The organism is Pseudomonas sp. 210_17 TE3656 (genome assembly GCF_054821965.1).
In genome coordinates, this window is sequence record NZ_JBTRBC010000001.1 from 3,531,612 (window position 1) to 3,549,680 (window position 18,069).

14 protein-coding genes are annotated in these 18,069 nt (G+C 61.5%); 3 read left to right on the forward strand and 11 right to left on the reverse strand.

All coding sequences use genetic code 11. The features are described 5' to 3' along the window. The first annotated feature begins 15 nt into the window (after positions 1-15). Genes ACVI9W_RS16640 through ACVI9W_RS16650 form a run of 3 tightly spaced genes read left to right on the forward strand, consistent with a single transcriptional unit; the run spans position 16 to position 4,095 of the window. A complete protein-coding gene (locus ACVI9W_RS16640) occupies positions 16-1,554 on the forward strand; it encodes an MFS transporter (protein ID WP_461530561.1) in 1,539 nt (512 codons plus the stop codon). A 31-nt stretch (positions 1,555-1,585) separates the two neighbouring features. Then, the gene (locus ACVI9W_RS16645; RefSeq protein WP_461531841.1) at positions 1,586-2,647 is read left to right on the forward strand and encodes an HlyD family secretion protein; all 1,062 of its coding nucleotides are present in this window, start codon (positions 1,586-1,588) and stop codon (positions 2,645-2,647) included. Continuing rightward, entirely contained in the window at positions 2,644-4,095 is a 1,452-nt protein-coding gene (locus ACVI9W_RS16650; protein ID WP_461530562.1) for an efflux transporter outer membrane subunit, read from the forward strand. Before ACVI9W_RS16645 ends, ACVI9W_RS16650 begins: the two co-directional genes overlap by 4 nt. A 404-nt stretch (positions 4,096-4,499) precedes the next feature. Here the strand turns inward: ACVI9W_RS16650 and ACVI9W_RS16655 are convergent, their stop codons facing one another. The 11 genes from ACVI9W_RS16655 to algG form a co-directional block, all read right to left on the reverse strand. Beyond that, entirely contained in the window at positions 4,500-6,908 is a 2,409-nt protein-coding gene (locus tag ACVI9W_RS16655) for an RHS repeat-associated core domain-containing protein (RefSeq protein ID WP_461530563.1), read from the reverse strand. Positions 6,909-7,016: 108 nt separating this feature from the next. Then, positions 7,017-7,841 (reverse strand): SDR family oxidoreductase, encoded by an 825-nt coding sequence (locus ACVI9W_RS16660; RefSeq protein ID WP_461530564.1) that lies wholly within the window; start codon positions 7,839-7,841, stop codon positions 7,017-7,019. Between the two features lie 13 nt (positions 7,842-7,854). Continuing rightward, the gene (locus ACVI9W_RS16665) at positions 7,855-8,229 is read right to left on the reverse strand and encodes a hypothetical protein (protein ID WP_461530565.1); all 375 of its coding nucleotides are present in this window, start codon (positions 8,227-8,229) and stop codon (positions 7,855-7,857) included. An 83-nt stretch (positions 8,230-8,312) separates the two neighbouring features. Continuing rightward, a complete protein-coding gene (locus tag ACVI9W_RS16670; RefSeq protein WP_461530566.1) occupies positions 8,313-8,777 on the reverse strand; it encodes a multidrug transporter in 465 nt (154 codons plus the stop codon). 168 nt (positions 8,778-8,945) lie between these two features. Further along, the gene (locus ACVI9W_RS16675; RefSeq protein WP_461530567.1) at positions 8,946-10,397 is read right to left on the reverse strand and encodes a mannose-1-phosphate guanylyltransferase/mannose-6-phosphate isomerase; all 1,452 of its coding nucleotides are present in this window, start codon (positions 10,395-10,397) and stop codon (positions 8,946-8,948) included. A 33-nt stretch (positions 10,398-10,430) separates the two neighbouring features. Then, a complete protein-coding gene (locus ACVI9W_RS16680; RefSeq protein ID WP_461530568.1) occupies positions 10,431-11,078 on the reverse strand; it encodes an alginate O-acetyltransferase AlgF in 648 nt (215 codons plus the stop codon). 12 nt (positions 11,079-11,090) lie between these two features. Then, positions 11,091-12,248: an alginate O-acetyltransferase gene (locus ACVI9W_RS16685; RefSeq protein WP_461530569.1), complete on the reverse strand. Its 1,158-nt coding sequence runs from the start codon at positions 12,246-12,248 to the stop codon at positions 11,091-11,093. 11 nt (positions 12,249-12,259) lie between these two features. Further along, positions 12,260-13,717 (reverse strand): MBOAT family O-acyltransferase, encoded by a 1,458-nt coding sequence (locus tag ACVI9W_RS16690; protein ID WP_461530570.1) that lies wholly within the window; start codon positions 13,715-13,717, stop codon positions 12,260-12,262. A gap of 193 nt (positions 13,718-13,910) precedes the next feature. After that, complete coding sequence (locus ACVI9W_RS16695) at positions 13,911-15,065, reverse strand: mannuronate-specific alginate lyase (protein ID WP_461530571.1); 1,155 nt, start codon at positions 15,063-15,065, stop codon at positions 13,911-13,913. A 7-nt stretch (positions 15,066-15,072) separates the two neighbouring features. Next, positions 15,073-16,473, reverse strand: coding sequence for an alginate O-acetyltransferase (locus ACVI9W_RS16700; protein WP_461530572.1), 1,401 nt, complete (start codon positions 16,471-16,473; stop codon positions 15,073-15,075). Between the two features lie 12 nt (positions 16,474-16,485). Beyond that, on the reverse strand, positions 16,486-18,051 hold the full coding sequence (gene algG, locus ACVI9W_RS16705; protein WP_461530573.1) for a mannuronan 5-epimerase AlgG: 1,566 nt from the start codon (positions 18,049-18,051) through the stop codon (positions 16,486-16,488). Between the last annotated feature and the right edge of the window lie 18 nt (positions 18,052-18,069).

The following is an 18,069-nucleotide window of genomic DNA, read 5'->3' on the forward strand; positions in this document are numbered from 1 at the left end:
CGGAGATGTCTTTTAATGAGTTCGTTGACTGCGCTGCCCACAGCTGTCGCGCCCAAGCCTGTGGCCAGCCCCGGTGGGAGCGGGCTTGCCCCGCGCATCGTGGTCGGGCTGCTTGGCGTGTTACTGGCGGTACTCTGCGCCGGCCTCAACGAGATGGTCACCAAGGCGTCGCTGGCCGACATCCGTGGCGGCATGTTTATCGGTGCCGATGAAGGTGCCTGGCTGATTGCCGTGTACGCGGCGGCGTCGGTTTCAGCCATGGCCTTTTCGCCGTGGCTGGCCGCGACCTTTTCCCTGCGTCGCTTTACCCTCTGCGCCATCAGCGTCTTCGCCGTGCTCGGGCTGTTGCAACCCTATGCCCCGAACCTCGCCAGCCTGATGCTGCTGCGTACCCTGCAAGGGTTGGCGTCGGGCGCCTTGCCGCCGATGCTGATGAGTGTCGCATTGCGCTTTCTGCCACCGGGGATCAAGGTCTATGGCCTTGCCGGTTATGCCCTGACCGCGACCTTCGGGCCGAACATGGGCACACCGCTGGCAGGCCTGTGGACCGAGTATGTCGGTTGGCAGTGGGCGTTCTGGCAGATCATCCTGCCTTCATTGCTGGCCATGGCCTGCGTGGCCTGGGGCCTGCCTCAGGACCCGCTGCGCCTGGAACGTTTCAAACAGTTCGACTGGCGTGGCCTGTTGCTGGGGTTGCCGGCGATCTGTGCGCTGGTGATCGGCCTGACCCTGGGCGATCGCATGGGCTGGTTCAGCTCGCCGTTGATCTGCTGGCTGCTGGGTGGCGGCCTGGTGTTGCTGGTGCTGTTCCTGCTCAACGAGTGGTCCGAGCCGTTGCCGTTCTTCAAGCTGCAGATGCTCAAGACCCGCAACCTGACGCACGCGCTGGTCACCTTGTTTGGTGTGCTGATCGTGCTGACGGCGGCGATCCTCATCCCCTCCAGTTACCTCGCCCAGATCCAGGGTTACCGCCCCGCGCAGACCGCGCCATTGTTGCTGCTGGTGGCCTTGCCGCAGCTACTCGCGCTGCCGTTGACCGCGGCGCTGTGCAATATCCGCGCAGTGGACTGCCGCTGGGTCCTGGCTATCGGCCTGGGCATGCTGGCGTTGTCCTGCGTGCTCGGTAGCCAGCTCACCAGTGTGTGGATTCGCGACAACTTCTACCTGCTGCAGATGCTGCATATCTTCGCTCAACCCATGGCCGTGTTGCCGTTGCTGATGCTCGCCACCGGCGGCATGACCCCGCAGGATGGCCCGTTCGCCTCGGCCTGGTTCAACACCGTCAAGGGCCTGGCTTCGGTGGTTGCCACCGGGGTGCTGGAGGCGCTGACCACCCTGCGCCGGCATTTTCATTCCAACACCCTGGTCGACAACCTGGGCAACTCGCCGCTGGCCGACGGCCAGGTAGCGGGCCTGGCCAAGCGTATTCACGAGCAGGCGCTGGTGCTGGCCTCGGCTGACCTCTACCTGTGCATGGCGGTGCTGGCTGCGGCGCTGATCCTGCTGATTCCTTTTGTACCTACACGGATCTATCCACCGCGCGCGGTGGCTTAGGTTGCGGTTCTGAGAGAACGACATGACGACAATAACGACCCACCGAAAAACCGCCTTGATCGTTGCCGCCTTGGTGCTTGCGGGCCTGGCCGGAGTCTTTGGCCCGATGCTGCTGGGCAGCAACGGCGAACAAAGCACCAACGATGCCTATGTGTCAGCGGATTACACAGTGATTGCGCCCAAGGTGGCGGGCTTTATCAAGCAAGTGCTGGTCGAAGACAACCAGCAGGTCAAGGCCGGACAGGTGTTGGCGCTGATCGACGACCGTGACTATCAGGCGGCCCTGGCGGCGGCGCAGGCGCAACTGCTGGTGTCGACCGCGCAGCAGCACAATGCCCGGGCAACGCTCGAGCGCCAGGCATCGCTGATTGCCCAGGCCCAGGCTGCGGTGAGTGCCGATCAGGCCGAGCTGGCGTTCGCCAACCATGAGCTGACCCGCCACAGCCGTCTGGCCGAGCAGGGCGCCGGTACCGTGCAAAATGCCCAGCAGGCGCGCAGCCGGGTCGATCAGGCCAGTGCCCGCCTGGCCAACTCACAGGCGGCGCTGGCCGCAGCGCGCAAGCAGGTGGATATCCTCAGCGCGCAAGTCGACAGTGCCGAAGGGGGGCTCAAACATGCCCAGGCGAGCCTTGAGCGGGCTCAGCTGGATCTGTCCTATACCCGTATCGTCGCACCCATCGACGGCATGGTCGGCGAGCGTGCAGTACGCGTCGGCGCGTACGTCAATCCGGGGGCGCGGCTGCTGTCGGTGGTGCCGCTGGAGCACGCCTATGTGATCGGCAACTTTCAGGAAACCCAGCTGACCCATGTGCAGCCCGGGCAACCGGTGCAGATCCGCGTCGATACCTTCGCCGATGAGTACCTGCATGGCCGGGTCGAGAGTATTGCGCCGGCGACCGGGGTCACCTTCGCGGCGGTCAAACCTGACAATGCCACCGGCAACTTCACCAAGGTGGTACAGCGCATTCCGGTGAAGATTGTCTTCGATGCCGACCAGCCCTTGCTGCAGCGTCTGCGGGTAGGCATGTCGGTGGTGGCGAAGATCGATACCGAGGCCAGGCTCACCTCCGGCAAAGAGGTCAGCGCCCGATGAAACCTGCATTCGCTTTATGCCCCTTGCTGCTCGGCCTGCTGGCCGGCTGCACCCTGGGTCCGGACTTTCACCAGCCTTCCAGCCAGGCACCGGTGAGCTGGGCGCCGGTGCAGGAAACGCCAGCGCCGAGCCAGGCCCTGGCCGAGCCGATCGAGCAACGCTGGTGGCAGAGCTTTGATGACGCGAGGCTCAGTGCCCTGATCGAGCGCGCCAGCCAGCGAAACCTCGACTTGCAGATCGCCAGTGCACGGTTGCTGCAAAGCCGCGCGTTGCGTACCAGCATCGCTTCCGAACAATCCCCGGCGGTCGATCTCGACGCCGGCTACAGTCGCGCCCGCAATAGTGCTGATGGCCTCAGTGATCCATCCGGCAAGGGCGGCAAGTCGGCCTTCAATCTCTGGCAGGGCGATTTGACCGCCAGTTGGGAGCTGGATCTGTGGGGCCGGGTACGGCGTCAGGTCGAAGCCGCCGATGCCGTGGTCGAGGTCGCCGAGAACGACCGCCGTGGCGTGCTGTTGTCATTGCTGGCCGAGACGGCCGGCAATTACATTCAACTGCGCTCGGTGCAGAGCACCCTGGCCGTGACCCGGGAAAACCTTGAGGTCTCGCGCCATAGCCTGCGCTTGTCGCAAATGCGTTTGCGCGATGGTGTCGCCACTGCCCTGGACGTGGCCCAGGCCAGTGCTCAGGTAGCCTCGATCGAGGCGCGCCTGCCGACCCTGGAGGAGCGCCAGGCGCAACTGATCAACGCCCTGAGCCTGTTACTGGCCGAACCTCCGCGCAGCTTGCAGGCTGAACTGCTGGTGCCCGGCGCGATGCCGACACCGCAACAGCGCTTTGCCATCGGCGTGCCCTCGGAGCTGGCTGAGCGCCGTCCGGACATCCTTCAGGCCTCGGCCCAACTGCATGCCGCCACGGCCAGCATTGGTGTAGCCAAAGCCGATTTCTACCCGAGCATTCGCTTGTCGGGCAATGTCGGTTTTCAATCGATGCAGTTGTCTGATTTCGGCGGTTGGGATTCGCGGCGCTTCGGCATCGGGCCCCAGCTGAGCTTGCCGATCTTTGAGGGTGGCCGCTTGCGTGGCGTGCTCGAACTGCGTGAGGCCCAGCAGCAGGAGGCCGCCTTGCACTATCAGCAGGTAGTGCTGCGCGCCTGGCATGAAATCGATGATGTGCTGCGCCTGTATAACGCCAGTCAATTGCGTCGCGACCTGCTGGCCGAAGCGGTGCGCCAGAACCGCATTGCCTTGCAGACCGCACAGCAACAGTACGTTGAAGGCGCGGTGGACTTCCTCAACGTGCTCAGTGTGCAAGGCGCCTTGCTGGCCAGCCAGGAGCAGTGGGTCGAAAGTTCGGCGGCGGTTTCCCAGGCCCTGGTTGGTTTGTACAAAGCGCTGGGGGGAGGCTGGCAGTCGTTTGAGCAGGTGGCGTCAATGACGTTTGAATAAACGGTTGATTCGATTTTTCAGGTTGGTCCAACGACTAGTGGGGCTGGTGTAAGTTACTGTTGTACCAATCAATTGTTGGATGCGTACCCTTTGCTCGAAATAATTTTTGGTCCTTCCAATATCCTTTGCAGCTCGCTGTCGATCATTACTGTACCCTGTCTCCTTACTAGGCTCTCCGCTATCTACCCTGAAACCAGGGCCTCCATCACTAATGTGTATAAGGGCCTTTGTGGCTTCGGATCTATGTATGTTTTTCCAATCTGCTTCCTCTTTGAGGAAGTCAATGGCGCGTCCAGGGTAATATATGAACTCGTTGACTTTGTCGACGTAGTCCTCCGGTGATGAGATTTTATGCAGTCTGCTGATTTTATCAGGGTTGCTTGAGTGTTCGGCAGCTGCATAATTTAAGTTTTTTGCCATTGGGGCAAGTTCGGTAAATAATTCATTTGCCTTTTCAGAAGTAATTTGCGGTTTGTAATGCCCTGACTCATTATTGAAATTAACTTTGCCTTCCTGTTGCTTGATTGTCCCGGCAAACAAAGGTAATCCCATGCCAGGTTGAATCTCCATATGCAGCCCGGCGGTGGTGGTAAACAGCCGCAATTTTTTTTATTATCGCGAAATATGGCAATTTCCGTTGTTGCGTCATGAGACCATCTCGTTTCCTGGCTTGCTATTTCCATGCCGCGTGTGTAAGTCATGCCGGTGGAAGTGAAATACTGGTTTTCCTGATTCCACTCCAGCTCTTCGAAGTTTCCCTGGCTGAAGGGCATTAGTTTTTTATTACCGATCTGTTCAACGATGGCTTCCACAAATTTATCGGCCGCAGGTTTCAGGGCTTCTTCCCTGTTGGTGCCTTGCTCGTCGATAAATGTGAGCGGACTGTTTGCCACCATGCAGTAAAGGTTCAAACCATCGCCATAACCCGCGGGATCCGGATTGATCCAGCGTTGTAAAAACGGCGCGTAATAGCGTTGGCCGTAGTAGTAAAGGCCGGAGACATCGCGCTCCTTGCCCGAGTAGCGGCGTACCTTGTAGCGGCCCTGGCTCGCGCTGGAGTCTTGCCACCAGGCGGTGGCTCCGTAGGGGTAGTAGATTTCCTTGCTCAGCAGATTCCCCTGTTCATCCAGTTCCAGGGTCGCGGAGCCCAGATGATCGGCCAGGTTGTAGCGCAATTGGTTGTTGTCGATACCGGCTGGCAAACCCTGTTCCCAGTGCAGCATGTGCACGCTGCCACGTCCGGCTGCGCAGAGAATTACCTGCAGCCGCTCGCCAGTAGCACTGTTGCTGCGCAGCTCCAGTCCTGGCAGGTAACGGACCTCAGCCAGCAAGCTGCGACCGCTGGCTTGATTGTGCCGGACCTTGCGCAGGCGACTGCCGTTAGCGTCGTAGATGTAGCGTTCACTGTCGTCTGGCGCTGCTTCGCGTGACACCGGATTGACCAGGCTGAGTTGGTTGCGAAGGTTCCATGACAGTAACTGACCCGGTTGCAACTGAGCGAGGTTACCGTTGGCATCGAAGGCGCTGTCGAAGTTACCTGCGATGGATGAGTTTTCCACCGGCAGGGTTCGATTGCTGTGCGGCGCGACCTGGAATGTCCGCGTGTAATTTTGCGCGCCCAGGTGGCGCAGCTCGAGCAGATTGCCGCCGGCATCATATCGATAGTGCTGACGGTAATTGCTTCGTTGCGCCCGGTCTGGCGGCCCTGTCGAACCATAAGCGGCAGCGCTGGCTTCCCAGCCGCTGGCTTCGATCAGTTGGTAGAGGCTGTCATAGCGATAGTGGTTTACCGGGTCGATACGCTGGTTTTTGAAGTACTGCGAGGACAGTGTGCGGTCTTCGATGCTCAACAGGTTGCCTGACGGATCGTAGCGGTAGGCAAAGGCCTGCGGTGCGGGATGGCCTGGAATGCCGGATTCAAGCGCAAGCAGTTGCCCATTCTCAGGGGCATAGCGGGCCCCGCTGACCACGCCGTTGCCGGCAAGCTCGCTTTCGACTTGCCCCCAGGCGTTGTAGTGGATGGCGGCGACCAGGGTCTTCACTTGCGATGCGCCGGCACACCGCAACCGGACACTTTTCAACTGGCCGTCCAGGGTGTGCGCGGATTGCTGCACGTTCGCCAGCGCATCAGTATGGCTCAGCACTTGTCCCGTGGCGTTGTAACCGGTGTGTGTACTGAAGCCGTCACCGCTTTCCAGCAGCTCGTCGCGCGCCCGGATTGCGGCTGGCCAGTCCGGCGAATCGAGCGACGACAGGAAGTGCCGCGTTTGCCTGGTGACTCCACCTGTGAGGGCGAAGGCGGTTAGGTGCAGGGTCCCGGCCGGGTCGTCGTGACGCACCAGATGACCACACTGGTTGTTAGCCGCACATTGCGCATCGGATTGCGCGTAATCGAAGCGTTCGACAATCTGCTCGACAGCCCCGACGGACGTTTCGCCAATCGCGACAGGTCGTTGCAGTGCGTCATAAGCAATACGCCGTGATGTTCCTCGTCCATCCCAGCTGCACACTGCATTGCCGGCCTGTGCCAACAGGCGTAGTTGCCAGCCGGCGTCGACGCTGTCGGACAGCAGCGATACGCCCGAGAGGCTATGCACGTTGACCAGGTTTGCACGGCTGGCCTGGGCCCACAGGCGTGAGTCCCAGCAGGCAAGCAGATGGCCGGCGAGGCTGAATGTCTGGCGGGTGACCCGGGCCTCGGCCGGCTGCGCGATCACGCTTCGGCAATAGGCAACGGTGCGAATGGGCAAGCCACGCGGATCGATAACCCCCAGGGTGGGCGTGGCGGTATGCAATTGGCTTGAAAAGGTCATGGACCACCGCCGGGTCAGCGCAGCATTCAGATAATGATGCTGAATTTAGTACGCTGACGCGGTGGGTGAAACTGACAAAAATATCAGGTCGGCGCAGCCCGGCACGACTCAGAGTGCGCGGTCCAGGCCAAAGCGTTTTTTCAGCACCCGTTGCAGCAAGCCCTGCGGCAACCAGGCTTGCAGCAACGGCAGGGCGCGGCTGCCATTGCCCAAACGCAACAATGCCGGCGGCTGAGGCTGTTGTGCGGCCTTGAGCAGGCCCTGGGCGAAATCGCTGGCGGGCGTCGGCTTGTCCTGGGAGGCGCGGGCGCGGGCACGAATACCTTCGCGCAGCGGCCACCACGGGGAGTGCTCGGCAATCAGCTGCTCGGCCTCGCGTCCGGCGTTGCTGGCGAACTGCGAGGCAATCGCTCCCGGCTGGACCTCCATCACCCGCACGCCAAAGGGTGCAAGCTCCATGCGCAAGGCATCGCTCAGGGCATGCACGGCAGCCTTGGAGGCGCAGTAGGCACCGGCAAAGGGCGTGACCAGCACACCGGAGACGCTACCGATGTTCACCACCAGCCCCTTGCTGCGCCGCAACGCCGGAAACAGTGCGCGGGTAACACCGACCAGCGCAAACACATTGGTTTCAAACTGGCGCTGCATGGCCTCGACGCCGCCATCGAGCAGCGGGCCCATGGCGCCGTAGCCGGCATTGTTGATCAGCACGTCAAGGCCATGGCCACGCTGGGCCAGCTCGTCGGCCAGTTGTGCCAGGGCAGCTTGATCGTTGACATCCAGTTGCCGGGCATTGAAACCCGCTTCGGCCAGGCGCTGTACATCCTCGGTCTTGCGTGCCGTGGCCCAGACCTCATAACCCGCGGTGTTGAAAGCCTGGGCCAGGGCCAGGCCGATGCCACTGGAGCAACCGGTGATCAGAACGCTGGGCATGTAAGTGCTGTCCTTAAGCAGGGGGAGACGGCACAAATACTACGTCAGGCAGCAAAGCCGCCAGGGAATTTTTCAACGGCTTGGTGTCGTCCCCGATAAACAGGCTGCGATTGCTCTGGCGGTCATACAAGAGATAAGAAGGGACGCGATCAACCTCGCTGTCCAGTTGTGATGCCTTGAAGGTTGCGCCGGGAACCTGGTAGAAATCGACGTGCGCCCGAAACCCATCGTCGGCCAGCGCTGTGAGTGCCGTCTTGGCAATTGTGCAGGCCGGACAGACTTCGGAATAGACCAGAATCACTGCCGGGCGATCCAGTGCTGCTTTATTTTTTATACGCTTGACCAGGGCCAGAAACTCGGCCTGGACAGGTGCTGAAGTATCCGCCATGTCGTTGCTCCCCAACGTCGTTAAGTCAGTGCTTATTCAACACAGCTTTCAGTTCTGGGTAACCTGATAAAAATACCAGGTGCTCAACGCGAGAAGGTGCCCTGCAGGTGTTCTGCGCGAAACTCCAGGCTCTGTGGCCGGTAGCCTGAACGCAGGGGCGGCATCGGCAGGCACTCCTGCCAGTCGGCGCCGGGTTGCAGTTCACCCGGGCCGCGGTAGCGCGGTGCGGAATAGGTGTTTTCGGCAAGATTGACGGTGTCGCCAGGGGCGTAGGCTGCAACCCGCCAGCGCAGCTCCAGCAGGGGCACGTCGTTGCCGTTGTTCATCTGCACGCGCAAGGGGCGGTCGGCCGGACAGTCGTTCGGGGCGTAGCTCAGGCGCAACTGCAGGCGCGCCAGCTGGCTGGCTTCGCGGTTGTCCTGCCAGACCACCCACAGCGCCACCAGCCCCAGGCCGAACAGCGCCGACAGGGAAATCGGCAGGGCCTTGGCCGGGTAGCGCAGCAGCAGGACCAGCCAAGTGAGGATGAGCAGGGCGCCGATGATCATGGACGAGGCCTTGGATGCGGAGGTGCTTTTATCCTAACCGTAAAAACATCTGGTGGGATGACTGTAGGAGCGGATTCATCCGCGATGGACTGCGGTAGCAGTCCCATTTTCGGGGCCGCGTTGCGACCCATCGCGGATGAATCCGCTCCTACAGGTGGGGGGGCAGCTTTACTGCGCGATGGTCTTGATCGAAATCCCGCGCTCGATCGGCGTCGAGCGCCCATAGATATCTTCAAAACGCTCGATATCGTCTTCACCCAGGTAGCTGCCCGACTGCACCTCGATGATCTCCAGCGGGATCTTGCCCGGGTTGCGCAGGCGGTGCACCGAGGCGATCGGGATGTAGGTGGACTGGTTCTCAGTGAGCAGGAAGATGTTCTCGTCGCAGGTCACCTCGGCGGTACCCGACACCACGATCCAGTGTTCGGCGCGGTGGTGGTGCATCTGCAACGACAGGCAGGCGCCCGGTTTGACGGTGATGTGCTTGACCTGGAAACGCCCGCCCATGTCCACCGAGTCGTAGGAACCCCATGGCCGGTACACTTCACAGTGGTTCTGGGTTTCGCTGCGGCCCTGCTCGTTGAGGGTGTTGACCAGCTGTTTGACGCCCTGGACCTTGTCCTTGTGGGCAATCATCATCGCGTCCTTGGTCTCGACCACGACGATGTTTTCAAGACCGATCACCGACACCAGCTTGCCGTTGCCGTGGATCATGCAGTTACGGCTGTCCTGGACTACCACGTCGCCCTTGGTGACGTTGCCGTTGCTGTCTTTCTCGTGTACGTCCCACAGCGACGACCAGCAACCGACATCGCTCCAGCCGGCACTGAGCGGCACCACGCAGGCGCGCTGGGTTTTTTCCATCACTGCGTAGTCGATGGAGTTGTCCGGGCAGCAGGCGAAGGTGGCGTCATCGATGCTCAGCTCGTCGCCATCTTCCTCACTGCGCTCCAGGGTCAGCAGGCAGGTGTCGTAGATGTCCGGGTCATGCTTTTTCAGCTCCTCCAGGAAGCGGCTGGCACGGAACAGAAACATGCCGCTGTTCCAGAAGTAACCACCAGCCTGGACGAACTCCTTGGCGCGTTTTTCATCTGGCTTTTCGACGAACTGGGCAACGCGGCTGACACCTTCAGGCAGCAGTGCATCCTGGCTCGACCTGATGTAGCCGTAACCGGTCTCTGGCTTGGTCGCCGGCACACCGAACAACACCATCTCGCCACGCTCGGCAGCCACCGTGGCCAGGGCCAGGGCGCGTTGCAGGGCTTTCTGGTCGTCGAGCACGTGATCGGCCGGCAGCACCAGCATCAGCTCGTCACGGCCTTCATTGAGCAGTTTCATCGCCGCCAGCGCCACAGCCGGTGCGGTGTTGCGGCCGAAAGGTTCGAGCAGGATCGCCTGGGTTTGCAGTTTCAGGTTGCTCAGTTGTTCGTTGACGATGAACTTGTGGTCCTTGTTGCACACCACCATCGGCGTATCCATGCCTTCGAACACCAGGCGTGACAGGGTTTGCTGGAACAAGGTGTGTTCACCGGTCAGGGCCAGGAACTGCTTGGGGAATTGTTTGCGCGACAGCGGCCACAGACGCGAACCGCTACCGCCGGACAGGATGACTGGAATCATGAGTGTTCTCCGAAGATTGAAAAGGGCAGTTGATTAACGGGTCGATACCGGGCGCTTGACCCAGACCGGCGACAGGTTGCTGCCGGATCCGGTGACGTAGAGCACCGCTGCTTCGCCGCGCTCCAGAGCCACCGGCTTCAGATCGCTGACTTTCTTGTCGCCTTCATACAGGGCCAGGCTGACCTTGACCGGGTTGATCTCGCGCTCGCCACGGGCCTTGGCGGCCACCGGCTTGACCACTTCGGTCTTGCCGTCGGCGGTTTTCAGGGTCAGGGCCTGGTCGCTGAGGTTCTGTACCCGCACCAGGGATTTCTGTTTGTTCTTGAACGGCGGTTCCTCGACCAGTTGCGGTGCGCCCGAGACGTTGTTGACCAGGGTGTAGTAGTGGTCGGAGGCGAGCTTGACCGGCAGGCTCTGGCTACCGAGCCTGGCGCTGTAGTCGCCCTGCGGCATGAAGCTGAAATCGCTGCTGGCCTGGGCCGCCACGTCGTTGATCTGGGTGTTGCCGACGCTGGCGCTGACCGCCTGGTTGCTGGCGTTGTAGATGCGCACGAAGGACGAGCCTTTCGGCGCACTCGGGCCGTACAGGGCGGCATCGGCGCCGGCCCAGGCCTGTAGCGAAAGCAGGCTCATGCCGGCGGTCAGGGCAAAGGCTTTGGCAATACGGTGCTTGGTGGTCATGTGCGTTACCTCTCAGTGTTGCGTCCGATTGGACGACAGGGCCAGGTCATGATTGGCGTTACGGGTTTTCTTCAGCTGGGCGATCCACTGCGGATCGAAGTCGCTGAGGTCGTTTTTCATTGGCAGATAGCGTTCTGGAAACTCCCAGATCAGCACTTGCGGGGCGCTGTCCTTGAAGGCGTCGCTCTGCAGGTACTTGAGCATTGGCAGCAGCGGGCCATGGCCGTCTTCGGCGTAATTGACCACGTCACTGCGCAGGGCCTGCTGCAGGGCGCCGAGGAAGTTCCAGTTAGGGTTGGCGCTGTAGCTGGTGCCGATCAGCGCCACCGGGATTTCGTTGTCGGCGAACAAGACGTCGCCACTTTCGCCCTCAGTTGCAGCTGGGCGGGTGCTGCGCTTTTGCAGGGTGTCCGGCGCTGGCAGCAGGTTGCTGAACAGCGGGTCGAGCGGCAGGAAGTTGGTCAGGTCGCCTTTGTAGGGTGCGCTCTGGCGCTGTTCGGTGATGAACTGCTGCGGCGCGCCGTTGAGCAGGTTCTGACGGCTGACGGCTTCGGCCAGGTGTTGAGCGGCCACTTCGGCGCCCAGTGGCGTCCAGTGCGTGTCGGTGCGCAGGAACACCTGGCCGCGGGCCTTGGCGCGCTGCAGCGGGGTCAGCAGATCGGGAGCGAAGACCCCGGCCTGACGGGCCTGGGCATGGAACTCGTTGTACAGATCAGCATGCAGGCTGGCCGGGGTCTGATCGCCGAGGTACTCGCTGTACAGCCGCGCCTTGGCCGGCACGATCGCCAGCACCAACTGCACGCCGCGCTGTTGCAGGGTGTCGCGTACGCCGCGGATCAGCGCGAGGTTTTCCTGTTCGAACTGATCGCTGTTGGCGACCGGCTTGAATTCCTCGTCGCTGAACAGCCACTGCTCGCGGCCCAGCACCACGCCGGGGCGGCCTTCGTTGAACAGTTTGAAGTCCAGCGCCGCCCACAGGTTGGTGCCGATACGCTTGAGCGGGAACTGTTCGTCATAGTGGGTCTCGGCGGCTTTGGCCAGCTTGCCGTCGAGCACGCTCATCTGCGCGCTGCGCTGGAAGCTGCCCAAACCGCCCAGCGACCAGATACCCAGGCCCAGGAGCAGGGCAAGGAACAGCACGGAATAGAGTTTGCGTAATGATCGGGTCATGGTCGGCTCACTCAGAACTGGAAGTAGAGAAACGGCGAGTAGCTTTGCGCCGAGAGTTTCAGGATCGAGGCGACAAACAGCAGCAGCACCAGCGCGCGGGTGGCATACAGGCCCCAGTCCAAGCTCAGGCTGCCGTCGGCATGCACGGCCACCGGGCTGGCCTTGGGTGCGGGCTTGGCGTTGCGGTAGAAGTCGCGCAGGCCGAAGAACGCCAGGGTCGCGTAGGCCACCAGCAGGGTTGCCACTTGCAGGCCGGTAAGGTTGGCGCGGTTGAGCTCGGACAGCTGCCAGTCAGCGAAGCTGAACATGGCGCCGTACATGCGACCGGCCACGTCGAGGTTTTCGGCGCGGAAGATCACCCAGCCGATCACCACCAGCAGGAAGGTGAAGGCCCACTTCACCGGGTTGAAGCGTTGCGGGTTGGTGTCCAGGCCCAGCGCACGTTCGATGGCCAGCCACATGCCGTGCCAGGCACCCCAGATGATGTAAGTGAAGTTGGCGCCGTGCCACAGACCGCCGAGCAGCATGGTCAGGAACAGGTTGCGGTAGGTGGCAAAGGTGCCGCCGCGGTTGCCGCCGAGGGTGATGTACAGGTAGTCGCGCAGCCAGGTCGACAGGCTGATGTGCCAGCGCCGCCAGAACTCGGTGATCGACTGGCTGATGTAGGGCTGCTTGAAGTTTTCCATGAAGCGGAAACCCATCATCAGGCCCAGGCCGATGGCCATGTCGCTGTAGCCGGAGAAGTCGAAGTACAGCTGCGCGGTGTAGGCCAGGGCACCGAGCCAGGCGTCGCCGGTGGTCGGGTTCTGCAGGGCGAAGCAATGGTCGGCGACCACCGCCAGGGTGTCGGCGATGAACACTTTCTTGATGAAGCCCTGCATGAAACGCGTGCAGCCTTCGGAGAACTTGTCGAGGGTGTGGGTGCGGTGGTTGAACTGGTCGGCCAGGTCCTTGAAGCGCAGCACCGGGCCGGCGATCAGGTGCGGGAAGATCGCGACGAAGGCGGCGAAGTCGATCAGGTTGCGGGTGGCCGGGGTGTCGCCGCGGTAGACATCGATGATGTAGCTGATCGACTCGAAAATGTAGAACGAGATGCCGATCGGCAGCAGCACGTGGGTGAGGATGAACGGCTCAAGACCATAGGAGGTCATGATCGCGTTGATACTGTCGACGCCGAAGTTGGCGTACTTGAAGTAACCGAGGATGCACAGGTCAACCACCACCCCGAGCAGCAGCCAGCGCTGCGCCGGTTTGGTGCGCACGCCGGCGGCGCCGACTTTCAGGCCGATCCAGTAGTTCCACAGGGTGACCCCGGCGAACAGAGCGAGGAAGTCCACCCGCCACCAGGCGTAGAACAGGTAGCTGGCCAGCAGCAACAGCGCGTTGCGATAGCGTTGCCCGCTCAAGTAGTACAAGCCGAGAAAGATCGGCAGGAACAGGAACAGGAACACATTGGACGAAAACACCATCCCGATCTCTCCTTGTCGTTATCCACAATCGGGGCAGCAGCCCCCCAAACCCCCCATGAAAAATCACTGGAGGCAACCAAACTGACTACACCCTGTAGGAGCGGACTTATCCGCGATGGGTCGCAGCGCGGCCCCAATAGATGGGCCTGCTACGCAGTCCATCGCGGATGAATCCGCTCCTACAGGTAATGCTTTATTGCTTTTCGTAGACCCGGGTCAGGTCACCGCCGAGGCGGAAATTCCTGAATGGCTGCATGTCGTGCTTCTTCTTCAGCGCATCGGCACCGCAGCGGTAAAGGCTGCACCAGGGTTCGAGCCAGGCGTATTTGCTGTCGACCTTGAGGTCACCCATGGCTTGTTTCTCACCGCTCTTGGCCTTGAACGGGCTCGGGTCTTTCGCCCCGGACAGCACTCGTTTACCCAAGCGTTCAAGTGCGCCGTTGTTTTCGGGACGCACATCGACACCATTGGCCTGGGCAAAGCTGGCGATCATCGCCAGCGGTGGCAGGGCGTAGTTGTGGTAGGCCAGGGCGCGTTGCTTGCGCTTGAGCTCGTTGGGCAGGAAGCCCTGGGCGTCGACCTGGTTGGCGGCGATCCGATACTCCTTCACCGACCAGTTGAACAGGTCGCGGCGATCGGTCGCCACGGCAGTGGCCATCACCGACCAGGCGGCCCAGTAGGAGTGGTTGTTGATCTTTTCCAGGGGCAGATCGCTCCAGTCCTTGACCACCTGATCGGCCAGGCGCGCGAACCATTTTTCGATCAGTTCGGCTTCCTGCTGATGCGCGGCCAGGGGTTGGGAGTTGGAGAACTTCAGGTGCAGCCACGACGAACTCAGGCTGCCCAGCGCCCATTTGCGCATGGACTTGCCGGTGTGGTTGTAGTCGGTCGACATCAACGCATCGGCGCGGGCCCAGCTGCTCAACCATTCCAGGGTGCAATCGAGCTGCTGCGGACGGCCGTCGCGCATGTACTGCATGACCTGTTTGCTGACCCCGCGCTCAAGCGTGGTGATGCTTGCGGTGGAGTCGCGGAAGGCTTTTTCTGAGGCTTTGTTCAAGGTTGCGCGAGCGCTGTCCGAACCTTCGTACTTGCTGCGAAACTGCAGCTTGGCGGTGTAAGGCTTGGGGATCGCCTCGCACTTGTAATCGCTGGGGCCGGTCTTGAGTTTCTCGATCCCGGCGTAGTAACCCGGGGGCGGGACCAGCCCGGCAGCCTGCGCGGCCGGGCCAATCAGTACCAGAGCAAGCGCCAGCACCCGGTAGGAGCGGGCTTGCCCCGCGAAGAGGCCGGCATTGCAATCGCGGGGCAAGCCCGCTCCCACCGGCATTGTGTTTGATCTATTCATGGGTACCTCAAGTACGTTTGCAGAGCGTCGCTTCGACTTTCTGGGTGCCGCTCTCCGGGCCCTGAACTTCCACTGCGAGCAGGGTCTGGCTGGCCCAGTCCTCGTCTTCGCGCAGCTGGAAAGCGAAGCGGCCATCGGTGTCGGAGGTTTCCGGCTTTTCGATCTTCACGTCTTCATGACGGCCGTTCAGGTACCAGAGCGTGGCCTGCAGCACCTTGACCGAGGTGTCTTCGAACTTGAAGTCCAGCTGGTGACGGCCATTGGTCAGGTCCTTGATCACGCCACCCTTGCCGTTGACCATCAGTTCGTTCTTGCCCGGCTTGAGTGTGGCACTGGCATGCAGCTGTGCCGGCTTGCCTTCACAGCCGTTGTCGAGCAGCGCGAGCATCTGCCGCCAGATGGTTTCCTGGTCCAGGCGATACAGCGGCGAGAATTCCCAGATGAGGATCTTCGGCGGGTTGTTCTTGAAGTCGTCGCTGCCCAGGTACTGGATCATCGAGCCTTCCAGACCGCCGCCAGGGAAGGCGACGTTGAGCACGTCGGCACCGATGTACTGTTCGAGGAAACCGGAGAAGTTGTAGTTCTTGCCGCTGTGGCTGGTGCCAACCAGAGTGATTTTTGGATTGGCGGAATCGCCGAACAGGTCGTCGCTGCCACTTTCGCCCTTGGGCTCGGTGACGAACTGGTCCATGTACTGCACCGCATAACTGGTACCGCACAGTTGTCCGGCAACGTTGTGCAGGGTGCCGGTCTTGCCCATGCGTCCGGACTTGTGGCTTTCGAACTCGCGCTGGGGGATGCCGGCGAAGGCCGGCATCTTGTGCACGGTGTCGGCAACGATCTTCGCCGCACGCTCGGCGCCATAGGGCGTCCAGTGCTGGTCACCACGGAAGTAGAAGTCCTTGCCCTGGTCGGCGGCGGCCAGTTGTTCGTTGGTCAGCGGCGACAGGTCGGGCACGTTGTAGCCCATCTTGCTGAAGCGGGCGAGCATCGCCTGGTAGTTGCCCAGGGCTTTCTCGTAGTTGAACGCGGCTTTCTCGGCCGGTTTGAGCATGTTGCGGTTCACCAGGCCACGGGTCGGCTGGTAGACCACCACCAATTCGATGCCGCGTGCCTTGAAGGCGTCATGCAGCTGTTGCAGGCGTTTGTAGCCGGCGGGGGTGGTCTGGAATTCGGTGCGCAGATCTTCGCGGGTACGGAACAGCCAGTCACCCTGGGCCTGCACCAGGGTGGTGAAGTTCTGCTGATAGCGCGTGGTGTAGCGGCTGGCGTCGTGCGCTTCGGGGCACAACTGGCAGCAGGGTTCGGCGCTGAAGATCGGCGCTTGTACGGTGTCGGCGTGCGCGCTGTTGTTGATCGCCAGTAAGGCAGCGCTCAGGCCAAGCAGTTTCATCAGATGTGGAGTCATGTCGTGGCTTCCTTAATCCGCCATTTCGGTCTGGCGCTCGACCGGGTCGATCAATACGGCTTTCTGCTGGCGCACCATCAGGTCGAGGATCTCGTCCTGACGCTCACCCAGCACCCCGGAAAAGCTGATGCCGCTGGCCTTGCTCGGGGCCAGCATCGAGACCCGGTACAGTTCCACGCTCAACGGCGAGTCGATCGACAGCGGGCCGCTGCCGTTGGCCGCCAGTTCGCCACCGACGACGATCAGCGAGACCTTGGTGTCGAACGGGTCGAGGGCGATGTCGCGGTCGGTGTCGGAGAGGTCCTTGATGTGCCCGTACACGCCGACCAGGCCGTTGGCCATGGCGACGTTTTCGTACAGGCGGATGTTTACGCTGTTGCGCACACGAATGCCGTGGCGGCGGTTGTTGATCAGCTTGTTGCCCCAGATCAGGTTGTCGCCGCTCTCGTACAAGGTGATGCCGTCGGTGTGGTTGCGGTAAATCTCGTTGTAGGCGATCAGGTTGTTGACGCTGTTACGGTCGATCACCACGCCCGAGAGCTTGTTGTCATAGCTCTTGTTGTTGATGATCCAGCTGTCATTGACCTCGCGGGAGACGATGATGCCGTGCTTCTTTTTCGTCCCGTACACGGTGTTGCCGGCGATGATCAGCCGATGCGAACGGTCGTGCGGGTCGATGCCGTAGACGATGTTGTCGCGGTAGGTGCTGTCCTTGACCACGAAGTCGCTGGTTTCGTAGCAGTAGAAGCCGTACCACATGTCGCTGAACTGCGAGCCGATGATCCAGCCGGTGGGTTCGGCGCGGCCCATCTGCTTGGCCATGTTCGGCGTGTACTGGGAAATGCTCACCCCGTAGGACTTACTTTTGGCGTAGCCGAAGCTGGCCATCTGGCTGTTGACGATGTAAGTCTCGGTGCCGCCCCAGGACAGCAGGAATGGGCGGAACTCGTTAGGCGAACGGAACGTCGCCGGGCCGTTGTCCTTCTCGCGCCAGCCGGTCACTTTGGTATCGGTGACGAACAGCTTGCCGTCGTTGACGATGAACGAACCGCCTTCCTGGGACAGGCGCAGTTCCTTGACCTTGGCGTCGATCTCCAGCACGCCCTTGGCGCCGACTACGATCGGCAGGCGCGCCAGGTACACGCCTGGCGAGGTTTCGCTCAGGTACTGCTTGGGCACGCGCTTGCTCAGCTCGGTGAAATCGACATGGCCGTCATCGATGAAGATCGCCTGCGGGATGCCGTGCTGACGCGCCACCCATTCGGCCATCTTGTTGTCGCCACCGATGAACTCCTTGAGCGCATTTTCCTGCAGCATGCGCCGCACCGAGACTTTGCCCTTGTGTGTGCGCTGGATCTTTTTCTGCACTGCCTCGGCGCTGTAGCCGGACAGGTCGGGCAGGGTCGGCGGCGGAATCTGCAGCGGTTCGATCGGCGCGCTACTGACCGTATAGGTCTTGGCCTGTTGCAGCCCTTTGGCCAGCGGAACCGGCGCCTGACCGTTGGCCAGGGCGATGCTGCTGGCCAGCAGCAGGCTGCCGGCCAGCAAGCGCTGCAGAGTGTTCGATTGAAGGCTCATATCAGTGCACTCCAGGCA